The 12,896-nt window shown below is 69.2% G+C and carries 10 protein-coding genes (1 of these 10 running past the window's edge); 8 read left to right on the top strand and 2 right to left on the bottom strand.

Going from position 1 to position 12,896, the window contains the following annotated elements; translation table 11 throughout:
• On the bottom strand, positions 1–811 hold the 5' portion of the coding sequence (locus ACWPN7_RS33245; protein WP_308219645.1) for an IclR family transcriptional regulator. The gene continues 5 nt to the left of window position 1, outside the view; the window shows 811 of its 816 coding nt (coding positions 1–811); the start codon lies at positions 809–811; the stop codon falls past the left edge of the window.
• 235 nt (positions 812–1,046) lie between these two features.
• Between ACWPN7_RS33245 and ACWPN7_RS33240 the strand changes: the two genes are divergently transcribed.
• The 7 genes from ACWPN7_RS33240 (at position 1,047) to ACWPN7_RS33210 (ending at position 9,790) form a co-directional block, all read left to right on the top strand.
• A complete protein-coding gene (locus ACWPN7_RS33240; protein WP_040136931.1) occupies positions 1,047–1,817 on the top strand; it encodes an enoyl-CoA hydratase/isomerase family protein in 771 nt (256 codons plus the stop codon).
• A gap of 123 nt (positions 1,818–1,940) precedes the next feature.
• A complete protein-coding gene (locus ACWPN7_RS33235) occupies positions 1,941–3,014 on the top strand; it encodes an ABC transporter substrate-binding protein (protein ID WP_459197444.1) in 1,074 nt (357 codons plus the stop codon).
• Positions 3,015–3,043: 29 nt separating this feature from the next.
• Positions 3,044–4,147, top strand: coding sequence for an ABC transporter ATP-binding protein (locus tag ACWPN7_RS33230; protein WP_459197445.1), 1,104 nt, complete (start codon positions 3,044–3,046; stop codon positions 4,145–4,147).
• On the top strand, positions 4,144–5,913 hold the full coding sequence (locus ACWPN7_RS33225; protein ID WP_459197446.1) for an ABC transporter permease subunit: 1,770 nt from the start codon (positions 4,144–4,146) through the stop codon (positions 5,911–5,913). Before ACWPN7_RS33230 ends, ACWPN7_RS33225 begins: the two co-directional genes overlap by 4 nt.
• Positions 5,914–5,968: 55 nt before the next feature.
• Positions 5,969–7,498 (top strand): AMP-binding protein, encoded by a 1,530-nt coding sequence (locus tag ACWPN7_RS33220; RefSeq protein ID WP_459197447.1) that lies wholly within the window; start codon positions 5,969–5,971, stop codon positions 7,496–7,498.
• Positions 7,499–7,615: 117 nt separating this feature from the next.
• The gene (locus ACWPN7_RS33215; protein ID WP_451995092.1) at positions 7,616–9,319 is read left to right on the top strand and encodes a methyl-accepting chemotaxis protein; all 1,704 of its coding nucleotides are present in this window, start codon (positions 7,616–7,618) and stop codon (positions 9,317–9,319) included.
• A gap of 117 nt (positions 9,320–9,436) precedes the next feature.
• Positions 9,437–9,790, top strand: a complete 354-nt coding sequence (locus tag ACWPN7_RS33210) for a hypothetical protein (RefSeq protein ID WP_014242106.1) — start codon at positions 9,437–9,439, stop codon at positions 9,788–9,790.
• A 72-nt stretch (positions 9,791–9,862) separates the two neighbouring features.
• Here ACWPN7_RS33210 and scpC read toward each other — a convergent pair whose 3' ends face one another.
• Positions 9,863–11,356, bottom strand: a complete 1,494-nt coding sequence (gene scpC, locus ACWPN7_RS33205) for a succinyl-CoA:acetate CoA-transferase ScpC (protein WP_103040798.1) — start codon at positions 11,354–11,356, stop codon at positions 9,863–9,865.
• 281 nt (positions 11,357–11,637) lie between these two features.
• On the opposite strand from scpC, the gene ACWPN7_RS33200 reads away from it, so the two are divergent.
• Complete coding sequence (locus ACWPN7_RS33200; protein WP_040136948.1) at positions 11,638–12,816, top strand: pyridoxal phosphate-dependent aminotransferase; 1,179 nt, start codon at positions 11,638–11,640, stop codon at positions 12,814–12,816.
• The last annotated feature ends 80 nt before the right edge of the window (positions 12,817–12,896 follow it).

Raw genomic sequence — 12,896 nt, 5'->3', positions numbered from 1 at the left:
GCAACGCATTTTTTCTCGACGGCGTCGGACGGCCGATGGTGGAAATCGACGACGCGGCGGCGACGACCAGAGGAGCGAAGCGCTCCTCTGCCTCCTCCGGGGTGAAGCGCGAGCGCGAGACGGCGATGTTGATGGCGCCGATGGACGTCCCTGCCGGACCGACGACGGCCGCCGCGATCGACAGGTCGCCGTGGTAATATTCCTCGAAGGCGGTGGCGTAGCCGAGACCGGCCGACCGCTCGATCTTCGCCAGCAGATCCTCACGCTTCCAGGTGGTGTTCGGCGTGTAGGGATGCAGGTCCATGCGGTCGATCAGATCGACGACCTCTTCCATCGGCATCCGCGAGAGCATCGCCACCCCCGGCGCCGTGCAGTAGGCCGGCATCCGCATGCCGAGGACGACGTCGGTGTTCAGCACATGGCGGCTCATGAAGCGCGACACGAAGACGATCTCCGTGTCGTCCAGCATGGTCAGATTGATCGTCTCCTCGGTGGTCTTGCTGAGATGCATCAGGTAGGGCATCGAGCGTTCGAGCAACCCGTTGCCGCGCAGATAATGATGGCCGAGGTCAAGCGTCTTGACCGTCAGCTCGAACCGCTTCGTTTCCGGGTCCTTGTGCAGGTAGCCCAGCTTTTCCAGCGTGTGGGTGAAGCGTTGCGCCGCGCTTTTGTCCAACCCGACGATCGAGGCGATCTGGGTCAGGCTCATCGTCGGGCGTGTCGCGTCGAACGCGTTCAGCACGCGGAACGCCTTCTCCACGGACATCACCATCAGGGGATCGCCGGCGCGCGCGGCGCCCCCCTCCTTCACCGAGGCGTCCGCAACGGCGGTTGCGGATTCCGTGTCTGACGGTCGGGAAGACGGACGGCGCGGAGCCATGGCGATCGGTCCTGTGGTTCGTGTGCGAGAGATACCGTTGACAGGTCTAGCAAAGCAAGCCAAGCTATTCAATACCAAGTATCGTATTGCAATACGACGCGCCGCCCCGAGGGGCGCCGGAACGTCCGCAAGGCGCGCGAAACGCCCCGCATACAGGAGTGGTCCCGTGTTCAAATTCATCCTCACCGAGGTCCGCGGCCCGGTCGGCATCATCACGCTGAACCGCCCGGAGATCCTGAACGCCTGGAACGCCGCGATGCGCGACGAGCTGGTCGTCGCCTTCGACCAGTTCGAGAACCAGGACGGTGTGCGCGCGATCATCCTGACCGGGGCCGGCGACCGCGCCTTCGGCGCCGGGCAGGACCTGAACGAGACCAAGACCTTCGACGCCGACCGCGCCGAGGAGTGGGTGGCGGAGTGGGAGCGCCTCTACCACCGCATGCGCACCCTGTCGAAGCCGCTGATCATCGCGCTGAACGGCGTCGCCGCCGGCTCCGCCTTCCAGGTCGCCTTGCTCGGCGATTTCCGCATCGGCCACGCCGGGGTGCGCATGGGCCAGCCGGAGATCAACTCCGGCATCGCCAGCACCACCGGCCCGTGGATCATGAAGGAGATGATCGGTCTGGCCCGCACCATGGACCTGACGCTGTCCGGCCGGCTGATGGATGCCGAGGAGAGCCACCGCATCGGCCTGATCAACCGCATCGTCCCGCAGGACCGCGTCATGGCCGAATCGCTGGCCCTGGCCGAGGAGCTGGCCGCCAAGCCGCCGGTCGCCATGCGCCTGGACAAGCAGCGCTTCCGCGAGATGACCGAGGCCGGCTTCCGCGACGCCCTGGCCGCCGGCGTGCGCATCCAGCGCGAGGCCTACGCGTCCGGCGAACCGGCCCGGATGATGGAGGAGTTCCTCGCCAAGCGCGCCGCGAAGCGCGCGTAAAGCAGACACCCAGTCCAACAGCCAGTCCAAGGGCGCAACGATCCGCCCATCCGCGCCGCCATGGCGGCGCTTCTCCACCGGGGCAACAGAGACGCCCCGGCCGCACAGAACAGGGAGTTTCACATGAGCAAGACCTCCGGCTTCTCCATGGGCCGCCGCAGCCTGATGAAGGGGGCCGCCGGCGTCGCGCTGGGCGCCACCCTGCCCGCCGGGCTGCTGCGTCCGGCCTTCGCCGCCACGCAGATCACCGTCGCCGATCCGGGCGGCCCCTACAGCCCGGCCTTCCGCAAGGCCTTCTACGACCCGTTCGAGAAGGCCACCGGCATCAAGGTCGTCAACGTCGCCCGCGAGGCCGAACCGACCGCCCAGTTCAAGGCCATCGTGGAGACCAAGTCCTACACCTGGGACGTCTGCACCCTGACCCTGTCGGCCCGCGACATCCTGATGACGCAGAACCTGCTGGAGCCGCTGAACTTCACCGCGGCGGACGCGCCCGGCCTGATGCCGGAATCGCTGACCAGCCATTGGATGGGCACCGACGTCTATTCGACCATCCTCGGCTACCGCGCCGACAAGTTCGCCGCCAACGCGCCGCAGAGCTGGGCCGATTTCTGGAACGTCGAGAAGTTCCCGGGCCGCCGCTCGCTGCGCAAGAACCCGATCGACACGCTGGAGCAGGCGTTGCTGGCCGACGGCGTGCCGCTCGACAAGCTCTACCCACTCGACGTCGACCGCGCCTTCAAGGCGCTCGACCGCATCAAGCCGCACGTCGCCGTGTGGTGGACGGGCGGCGCCCAGTCCAGCCAGCTCATCCAGAGCGGCGAGGTCGACATGATCGCCCTGTGGAACGCCCGCGCCCAGGCGGTGATCGACGGCGGCGCCCCGGTGAAGATCAACTGGAACCAGGGGCTCTACTCGATCGAGGGCTGGGGCATCCCGCGCGGCAACCCGCGCGCCGACGCCGCCCGCCAGTTCATCAAGTTCTGCGCCGATCCGTCCCGTCAGGCCGTCTTCACTGAGGTTCTGGCCTACGGCCCGACCAACCTCGACGCCTACAAGAGCATCCCGAAGGAGCGCGCCCCGGCTCTGCCCACCTTCGAAGACAATCTGAAGGTGATGACCATCGCCAAGGAGGATTGGTGGGGCGCCAATCGGGCGAAGATGAACGAGCGCTTCAACGCCTGGATCCTCGGCTAAGCCCGCCTTCGGAAAGGAGACCCGCCGCCATGCTCTCACCGCTCGCACAGACGCGGACAGCGCCGGTCCAGGCCGGGGCCGCCGCCACGCCGAAGCTGCTGGTCGACGGCCTGACCAAACGGTACGGCGCCATCACGGCGCTGGAACCCACCCGCCTGGACGTCCCGGCGGGCGAGTTCCTGACGCTGCTCGGCCCGTCGGGGTCCGGCAAGACCACGCTTCTGCAGATGATCTGCGGGCTGGTGGAGCCGAGCGGCGGGCGCATCCTGATCGATGGGCAGGATGAGACCCGGACTCCCGTGCACAAGCGGGACATCGGCCTCGTCTTCCAGCATTACGCTCTGTTCCCGCACCTGACGGTGGCGGAGAACATCGGCTTTCCCCTGCGCATGCGCGGCGTCGCCCCGGCGGATCTGGCGCGGCGCGTGAAGGAGGCGCTGGAGATGGTCCATCTCGGCCATCTTGCCGGGCGCTTCCCCAAGGAGCTGTCCGGCGGGCAGCAGCAGCGCGTCGCCCTGGCGCGCTGCTTCGTCTACCAGCCCTCGGTCATCCTGATGGACGAGCCACTGGGGGCGCTCGACAAGAAGCTGCGCGAGCATATGCAGTACGAGATCAAGCGCCTGCACCGCGAGACCGGCGCGACGATCATCTACGTCACCCATGACCAGGAGGAAGCCCTGGCCATGTCGGACCGCATCTGCCTGATGAACCACGCCCGGATTGAGCAGCTCGGCACCCCGCACGACATCTACGCCCGCCCGAAGACCGCCTTCGCCGCCGACTTCATCGGCGTGTCGAACATCTTCCGCGGGCAGGTCCGGCGCGACGGCAGCGGGGCGCCCATGCTGGTCACCGGCAACGGCAGCTTCCGCCTGTCCGCCGACACGCCGGACAGCCAGGACGGCACGCTGGTCGTCCGTCCCGAGCAGCTCGACATCGACGGCGACGGCGACAACGAGGTGCGCGGCGAGGTGGTGGACACCGTCTATGCCGGCTCCGAGACCCGCGTCCTGGTGTCGCTCGGCGGCGAGGAGACGATCACCGTCCGGCTGCGCCGCGGCACCGCCCCGCCGCGGCTGGGCGAGGTGGTCGCGGTGCGCTGGCGCGCCGACGCCGGGGTGCTGGTGTCATGAGCGCCGCCACCCTGAACCATGACGGCGCCTTCGCCGCGGCGCGGCGGCGGCTGCGCTTCGGCCCGCTGTGGCTGGCCGCCCCGGGCCTCGCCTTCCTCGCCATCTTCTTCCTGTTCCCGGTGCTGCGGCTGCTCGGCCTCAGCGTCCAGGACCTGGAGACCTCGGCCTGGACCGGCGACCATTACGCCCGCATCGTCGCCACGGACGTCTATTTCCGCGTCCTGATGAGCACCTTCCGCATCGCCGGGCTGACCGCCCTGCTGTCGCTCCTGTTCGGCTATCCGCTGGCCTATTGGCTGGCGCAGCTGCCGGAGCGCCAGCGCGGGCTGGCGATCCTGGCGGTGATGGTGCCCTTCTGGACCAGCTATCTGGTGAAGACCTTCGCCTGGATGGTCATCCTGGGGCGCACCGGCGTCATCAACCAGATCCTGTCCGGCACGGGGATGTCCCCTCTGCCGCTTCTGCACAACGAGTTCGGCGTGATGGCCGGCATGGTCCACGCCATGCTGCCGCTGGCCGTGCTGACCATGCTGCCGGTGATGACCACCATCGACCGCCGGCTGGTCCAGGCGGCGGAAACGCTGGGCGCGCCGCCGGCCAACGCTTTCTGGCTGGTCTATTTCCAGCTGTCGCTGCCCGGCGTGGCCGCGGCCGGGCTGCTGACCTTCATCTCCTCGCTCGGCTTCTTCATCGTGCCGGCGCTGCTCGGCGGGCCGCAGCAAACCATGCTGGCGCAGCTCATCATCTCGCAGATCCAGGAGATGCTGAACTGGGCCTTCGCCGGCGCGCTGGCCACCTTTATGCTGGTCGCGGCGCTGGTCACCTGCTGGGTCTACGACCGGCTGTTCGGCCTCTCGTCGCTGTCGGGAGAGAGTTCCGGGCGGACCGGAGCCGGTCAGGGCCACCTGCGCAGCGCCGGGATGAAAATCCTGTCGGCGCTCGCCAAGGCGTCGACGGCGCTGGGCGCCCCGGTCGGGCGGGCGCTGGGGCCGAAGATGATGGACCGGCTGCTGCCGCTCTATTCCGCGGCGGTGATCGTCTTCCTGGTCGCCCCGGCGCTGGTCGTCGTCCCCATCGCCTTCACCACCTCGCCCTTCCTCGACTTCCCGCCGCCGGGCTATGGGCTGGAGTGGTTCCGCGTCTACTTCAACTCCGACCTCTGGGTGTCGGCAACGATCCGCTCCTTCGCGGTGGCCTTCGCCACGGCGATCCTGGCGACGCTGGTGGCCGGTCTGGCCGCGCTGGCGCTCGCCCGCTCCTCCTCGCGCTGGCGGGGAGCGATCTTCGCCTTCTTCCTGGCGCCAATGATCGTGCCGCGCATCGTCATCGCGGTCGGGCTGTTCTACCTGTTCGCCCAGATCGGGCTGGTCGCCACCGACCTCGGCCTGATCATCGGCCACACGGTGCTGGCCCTGCCCTTCGCCTTCGTCGCGATCTCCGCGGTGGTCAAGGGACACGACTGGCGGCTGGACCAAGCGGCGGCGACGCTGGGGGCGAACCGCTTCAAGACGCTGATGCTGGTCACCGTCCCGCTGATCCGCGGCGGTCTGGTGGCGGCGTTCCTGTTCGCCTTCATCACCTCCTTCGACGAGCTGACCGTGGCGATCTTCGTCAGCGGCGGCGTCAAGACCACGCTTCCGAAGCAGATGTGGGACGACATGATCCTCCAGTTGAACCCGACGCTGGCCGCCGTGTCCGTCGTGGTCTTCGCGATCGTGATGGCCCTGCTGCTGATGGCGGAATGGCTGCGCCGTCCGGCGCGGTGATCCGCAACCCCTTTCGGCCGTAACCAACCGACCAAACGCATTCGAGATACGCATCATGTCCGATTTCGAAGAAGGGTTCGTCCGCCTGTTCACGCAAGCGGCCCGGACCGGACGCGCCCGCCTGTTCGCCCGCTTCAACGGCGAGGCGCTGAGCTTCGCCACGCTCGACCGCCAGTCCGACGGCGTGGCGGCGGAGCTGCGGCGGCTGGGGCTGAAGCCCGGCGACCGCGTGGCGCTCATGCTGCGCAACAGCCCGCTGGTGCTCTCCACCCTGTTCGGCCTCGCCAAGGCCGGGCTGGTCTGGGTGCCGATCAACGCCCAGCAGCGCGGCGAGGGCCTGCGCTACATCCTGGAGCATTCGGAGCCCGGCGCCATCATCGCCGAGGCCGAGTTCCTGCCGGTGATCGCCGAGACGGGTGCGGTGCCCGCCGGCACGCCGCTGATCGTCCAGGGCGACCCGGCGGCGGCGCTGCGGCTGGAGTCCCTGCTGGAGTCCGACGCCGCCTTCGAGGAGGCGCCGCCCGCCCCCGACGACACCTTCGCCATCATGTACACCTCCGGCACCACCGGGCGGCCCAAGGGCGTGCTGGTGTCGCACCGCATGATGCGGCTGGCCGGCGAGGCGGTGGCCCGCGTCTCCGCCGCACGCGACGGCGACGTGCTGTTCGTGTGGGAGCCGCTGTACCACATCGGCGGCGCGCAGATGATCGTCATGCCGCTGATCCGCAGCGTGTCGCTCGCCATGGTCGATCGCTTCAGCGCCAGCCGCTTCTGGGATCAGGTGCGGGAGTATGGGGCCACCCACATCCATTATCTGGGCGGCATCCTGCAAATCCTGCTGAAGCAGCCGGTCTCGCCGCGCGACCATGACCACCCCGTGCGCATCGCCTGGGGCGGCGGCTGCCCCAAGGAGACCTGGACGCCCTTCGAAGAGCGGTTCGGCGTGCAGATCCGCGAATGCTACGGCATGACCGAGGCGTCGAGCATCACCACCTGCAACGACGAGGGCGTGGTCGGCGCGGTCGGCCGTCCGATGCCGTGGTTCAGCGTGGAGCTGCTGGATGGCGCCGGCCAGCCGGTGCCGAAGGGCGAGCGGGGAGAGATCGTCGTCCGCACCGACCGGCCCGGCGCCATCTTCGCCGGCTATTTCCGCAACCCGGAGGCCACGGCCCGCGCGCTCAAGGACGGCGCCCTGCACACCGGCGACCTCGGCTCGCTCGATGACAGCGGGACGCTGCTGTTCCACGGCCGGATGACCGACAGCGTGCGCTGCAAGGGCGAGAACGTGTCGGCCTGGGAGGTCGAGCATGTGGCGGCCACCCACCCCTCCGTCGAGGACTGCGCCATCATCGGCGTCGCCGCCGACATCGGCGAGCAGGACATCAAGCTGTTCGTGAAGCCGAAGGCCGGGGCGACCCTGGACATCCCGTCGCTGTCCGGTTGGCTCGGAAAACAGCTCGCTCCCTATCAGAATCCGCGCTACATCGCGGTGGTCGAGGAGTTCGAGCGCACCCCCAGCCAGCGCATCATGAAGCACAAGCTGTCCCCGGCCTTAGACGGCTGCTGGGATCGGCTGGCCGGCTGACGGCGCGTCTCACCTCCCCCCGCATGCCGCAAGGCTGCGGGGGAATTTTTTTGGACCCGGCTCCCGGCGCCCGCACCGCCACACCGATCGAGCCCGCTTTACTGGAAAGCCCTGGACATGCCGCTGCACCGCTGGTTCTCGAACCGCAAGTTATTGCACAAGATCCTCGTTCCGGTTCTCGTCCTGCTGATCGTCATCGCCAGCCTCGTCTGGACCGCCCGGAGCGCGATTTCCGATCTGACAAGCTCCACCGCCCGCATCACCGAGCTGGTCGCCGACCGGCTCGGCGCGACCATCGCCGTCCAGTCGGCGCTCGGCGACGCCATGGACACCGAGGCGAACGCCATCGTCGCCTCCTCCCGCGAGGCCATCGACGCCGCCAACGCACAGCTCACGGCCAACATCGCCAAGGCCCTGTCCGCCATCGACACGCTGGCCGAGGCCTACAACGACCCGGCGGAGCGCGAGAGCATCCAGGCCATCAAGTCGATCGTCGGGGAGTATGAGCGCGTCGCCCAGACCACCGTGCAGCTGGCCCGCGGCTTCGACACCGACGGCGCCATCCGCGTGTCCATCGACGTCGGCCGCCCGGTCCGGCAGAAGCTGACCGCCGCGCTGGGCGAGCGGGTGGAGCAGAGCATGGCCGAGACGCGGGAGGCTGAGCGGCGCGCCACCGCCCTCTCCCAGCAGGTCATGACGCGGCTCTACACGGTCGCGGGCGCCGGCCTGCTGTTCGCCTTCGGCCTGCTCGGGTCCATCCTGCTGTTCTTCGTGGTGCGTCCGCTGCACCGCCTGACGTCGGAGATGACCTCCATCGCCGCCGGCGACCTGACCGTCGCCATCCAGGGAACCGGGCGCACGGACGAGGTCGGCCTGCTCGCCCGCGCGCTCCAGGTCTTCAAGAACAACGGGCTGGAGATGCGGCGGCTGCAGGAGGAGAGCGACGCGCAGAAGCGCCAGATGGAGGCCGACCGCCGGACCGCCATGCTGGCGCTGGCCGACCAGTTCGACGCCAACGTGCAGGGCGTCGTCCAGGCCGTCTCGCAGGCCGCCCGCCAGCTTCAGAGCAATGCGCAGACGATGACCGGCGCCGCCGAGACGACGACGGAACAGGCCTCCTCGGTCGCCGCCGCGACGGAGCAGGCGTCGGCCAACGTCGCGACGGTCGCCGCGGCGTCGGAACAGCTGGGCAGTTCCATCGGGGAGATCGGCCGTCAGGTCAACGGTGCTGCGACGGTCGCCCGCGACGCCGTGGCCGAAGGGGAACGGACCAACGCGCTGGTCGAGCGGCTGGCCAGCGCCGCCCAGAAGATCGGTGACGTCGTCAACCTGATCCAGAACATCGCGAGCCAGACCAACCTGCTGGCGCTGAATGCCACCATCGAGGCGGCGCGGGCGGGCGAGGCCGGCAAGGGCTTCGCCGTGGTGGCGGGCGAGGTGAAGGCGCTGGCCACCCAGACCTCCCAGGCGACCGAGGAGATCGCCAGCCAGATCACCGAGATCCAGGCGATCACCGAAGGCACCGTGACGGCCATCCGCAACATCGCCCGGACCATCGCCGACGTGGACGCCATCGCCGGCGCCATCGCCGCCGCCGTTGAGGAGCAGACCGCCGCCACGCACGAGATCGGCCGCAACATCCAGCAGGCCGCCCAGGGCACCCGGCTGGTCTCGGGCAACATCGGCGGCGTCAGCCAGTCGGCCACCGACGTGCGCGAGGCCGCCGCGGAGGTGCTGGACGCCGCGAACAGCCTGTCCCGCGACTCCGACCTGCTGCGCGATGAGATCCACGGCTTCATCGCGCGGGTCCGCGCCGGCTGATATCTCCGCAAGAGCGTGACCCCCGCGTGACCATTTTCGCATCACGCGGGGGTGGCGCCCCCAACGGCCGAATTCGTGGTAGCATGGCGCTCCACAGTCGGAAGCCTTTGGAACCCCATGCCGAGCCTGTCCAGCGGCCTCAACGCCCTCATCGCCACGGTCCTGCGCAGCCACCCGTCGCTGCGGGTGCTGCCGGTGTCCCGCTACACCCGGGATCAGGCCGCCGCCTACGCCGCCGCCAACGGGCGGGCCATCGCCCACGCCGTCGACGAGCGGGGGCGGCAATCGCTCCTGGTCGCCATGACCGGGCTGGATTACGTCAGCGTCTGCGACCTCGACCATGACCTGACGGTACCCGCCGAACAGCCGGTGTCGCTGATCGTGCCCGAGCTGCGCGGCGGGCTGCTCGCCCGCTTCACCCCGCGGACCGCCGGAGACGTGTGCCGGATCGTCGAGGCCGTCTGCCCCTGAACCGAGGCAACAGGCCCTCGCGGCGGCCCCCACCCAACCCTCCCCCGCTGCGCAGGGGAGGGCATCGGGACCTCAGGCCGGCTGCATGCTGCCCGTCTGCTGGTAGCGCAGGTGCCAGGAGAAGGCCTCCTCCAGCAGATGCGGCGTGTGGCCGCCGCGCTGCAGCGCCCGGCGGTGATAGTCCAGCGCCAGCTCGCGGTAGCTGGGATGGACGCAGTTGCGGATGATCGTCTCCGCCCGCTCGCGCGGGGCGAGGCCGCGCAGGTCGGCCAGACCGGTTTCGGTCACCAGGACGTCCACGTCATGCTCGTTGTGGTCGGTGTGGGTGACCATCGGCACGATGCTGGAAATCCTCCCATCTTTCGCCAGCGACTTGGTGACGAAGATGGCGAGGTGGGCGTTGCGCGCGAAGTCCCCGGAGCCGCCGATGCCGTTCATCATCTGCGTGCCGTTGACGTGGGTCGAGTTCACGTTGCCGTAGATGTCGCACTCCAGCGCCGTGTTGATGCCGATCACGCCCAGCCGCCGGATGACCTCCGGGTGGTTGGAGATTTCCTGCGGGCGCAGCAGCAGCCGGCCCTTGTAGCTGCCGATCCTCGGCAGGACCTCCGCGTATTTCCCGGCGCTCAGCGTGATGGAGGAGCCCGACGCGAAGGTCAGCTTGCCGGCGTCGAACAGGTCGAAGGTGCTGTCCTGCAGGACCTCGCTGTACATGGTCAGGTCGTGGAACGGGCTGTCGATCATGCCGTGCAGCACGGCGTTGGCGATCGTCCCGATCCCGGCCTGGAGCGGGTTCAGCGAGCGGCCCAGCCGGCCCTGGCGCACCTCGCGGTCGAGGAATTCGATCAGGTGGCCGGCGATGTCCCTGGTCTCACCGTCCGGCGGCAGGATGGTGGCGCTGCTGTCCTGCTTGCGGGTCACCACGATGGCCGCGATCTTCGACGGGTCGATGGGGATGTAGGGCAGGCCGGCGCGGCTCTCCGCCGTCACCACCGGGATCGGCTCGCGGAAGGGGCGGCGCGTCGGAATGTAGACGTCGTGCATCCCCTCCAGGTCGAGCGGCTGGGTCAGGTTCAGCTCGACGATGATCTTCTCCGCCAGGATGGCGAAGGTCGCCGAGTTGCCGATGGAGGTGGTGGGGACGATCCCACCCGTCTCGGTGATCGCGCAGGCCTCGATCACCGCCACGTCCACAGGCCCCATCTGGCGGGAGCGCAGAAGCTCCACCGTCTCCGACAGGTGCTGGTCGACGAACATCACCTCGCCGCGGTTGATCGCCTTGCGCAGCACCGGGTCGGCCTGGAACGGCAGGCGGCGGGCCAGCACCCCGGCCTCCGTCAGGATGCGGTCCACGTCGTTGCCGAGCGAGGCGCCGGTCATCAGCGTGACCTTCAGCCGCTCCGTCGCGGCGCGCTCGGCCAGCGCCAACGGCACCGCCTTGGCATCCCCGGCGCGGGTGAAGCCGCTCATGCCGATGGTCATGCCGTCACGGATCAGCAGGGCCGCCTCTTCCGGCGTCACCACCTTGCCCCACAGGGACTTCAGGCGAATACGATCGCGGTACATGGTTATCCTTTGCACGTTCTCGGGCGTTTGTTGCCTGTTGAAATTGTTCGGCAGACGATTCACTCATTCTTTTCTTTGAGGTCCGTCATAGGCCCCGTTTTCGCAGCGCTGCAATTGCCGGTCGGTCATATCAGGGTGTCCTAATGGGCATGAATGGCCGCCTTGCGCCGCCGCTTCTCAAACGCCCGGTTGTGCCCCGGCATTGCCCTGGGGCATATGGATGGGCTTGCGCCGTGACCCGTGTCCGGCCAACGGGAAAGCCTGCCAGGGAGCCTCCGCCGATGCGTTTCTCTTCCCTCACCGACCGCATCCGCGGCGACCGCGTCGCGGCCTGGGACATCCATTTCGCCGCCTGGACCGCCAAGGGGCGCGGCGAGGACGTGATCGTGCTGAGCGTCGGCGACCCGGATTTCGACACGCCCGCCCCGGTGCGCGACGCCGCCATCGCCGCCCTTCACGCCGGCGACACCCACTACACCCCGATTCCCGGCCGTCCGGAACTGCGCGCCGCGCTGGCCCGCGACGTCGCCCGCCGCACCGGCCTGCCGGTGGAGCCGGAGAATGTCATCGTCTGCGCCGGGGCGCAGAACGGCCTGTTCAACGCCACCCTCTGCCTCGTCGAGGCGGGGGACGAGGTGCTGGTGCCGGAGCCGATGTACCTGACCTACGAGGCCTGTGTCCGCGCGTCAGGCGCCACGCTGGTCCCGGTGGCCCCGGACGCCGCCACGCTGCGGCTGGACCCGGCGGCGCTGGCCGCCGCGGTCACCCCGCGCACCCGCGCCATCTTCCTGGCGACCCCCGCCAACCCGACCGGCATCGTGATGTCGATGGAAGAGCTGGAGGCCGTGTCCGACCTCGCCCGCCGCCACGATTTGTGGGTGGTCGCCGACGAGGTCTACGCCAGCCTGACCTTCGACCGGCCGCACATCAGCATCGCCTCCCTGCCCGGCATGGCGGAGCGCACGGTGACCATCAACAGCCTGTCCAAGTCGCACGCCATGACCGGCTGGCGCGCCGGCTGGGTGGTCGCCCCGGCGCCGCTGGTCGCCCATATGGGCACGCTGGCGCTGTGCATGCTCTACGGCCTGCCGGGCTTCGTCCAGCAGGCGGCGCTGGTCGCCGTCGAGCAGGGCGACGAGGCGGTGGCGGCGATGCGCGAGGGCTACCGCCGCCGCCGCGACATCGCGCTGGAGGCGCTCGGCTCCGTTCCCGGCCTGCGCTGCCTGAAGCCGGAGGCCGGCATGTTCATGCTGGTGGACGTGCGCGGCACCGGCCTGCCGACCATGGAGTTTGCGTGGCGGCTGTTCCGTGAAACCGGCGTGTCGGTCCTCGACGCCGGCGCCTTCGGCCCGGCGGCAGCGGGCTGCGTCCGCCTGTCCTTCGCGGTCAGCGAGGCGGAGCTGGCGGAGGCCTGCCGACGCATCGCCGCCTTCGTGACGGGGTTGGCGTCTGGCGGCTGAGTAACATAGCCCTCTCCCCTCTGCTCACGCGCAAACGAAGTTTGCGCTGACGCGACAGGCGGACCTTCGGTCCGCCGAAA

The organism is Azospirillum sp. UENF 312511, from assembly GCF_058780635.1.
The sequence above is the reverse complement of the archived record's forward strand: the minus strand, read 5'-3'. Positions and strand labels throughout refer to the sequence as shown.

Bases quoted from the DNA above. Each gene is read 5' to 3' on its own strand.
- ACWPN7_RS33235 (WP_459197444.1), top strand. From the start codon at position 1,941: ATGAGCAAGACCTCCGGCTTCTCCATGGGCCGCCGCAGCCTGATGAAG.
- ACWPN7_RS33230 (WP_459197445.1), top strand. From the start codon at position 3,044: ATGCTCTCACCGCTCGCACAGACGCGGACAGCGCCGGTCCAGGCCGGG.
- ACWPN7_RS33225 (WP_459197446.1), top strand. From the start codon at position 4,144: ATGAGCGCCGCCACCCTGAACCATGACGGCGCCTTCGCCGCGGCGCGG.
- ACWPN7_RS33220 (WP_459197447.1), top strand. From the start codon at position 5,969: ATGTCCGATTTCGAAGAAGGGTTCGTCCGCCTGTTCACGCAAGCGGCC.
- ACWPN7_RS33215 (WP_451995092.1), top strand. From the start codon at position 7,616: ATGCCGCTGCACCGCTGGTTCTCGAACCGCAAGTTATTGCACAAGATC.
- ACWPN7_RS33210 (WP_014242106.1), top strand. From the start codon at position 9,437: ATGCCGAGCCTGTCCAGCGGCCTCAACGCCCTCATCGCCACGGTCCTG.
- scpC (WP_103040798.1), bottom strand. From the start codon at position 11,356: ATGTACCGCGATCGTATTCGCCTGAAGTCCCTGTGGGGCAAGGTGGTG.
- ACWPN7_RS33200 (WP_040136948.1), top strand. From the start codon at position 11,638: ATGCGTTTCTCTTCCCTCACCGACCGCATCCGCGGCGACCGCGTCGCG.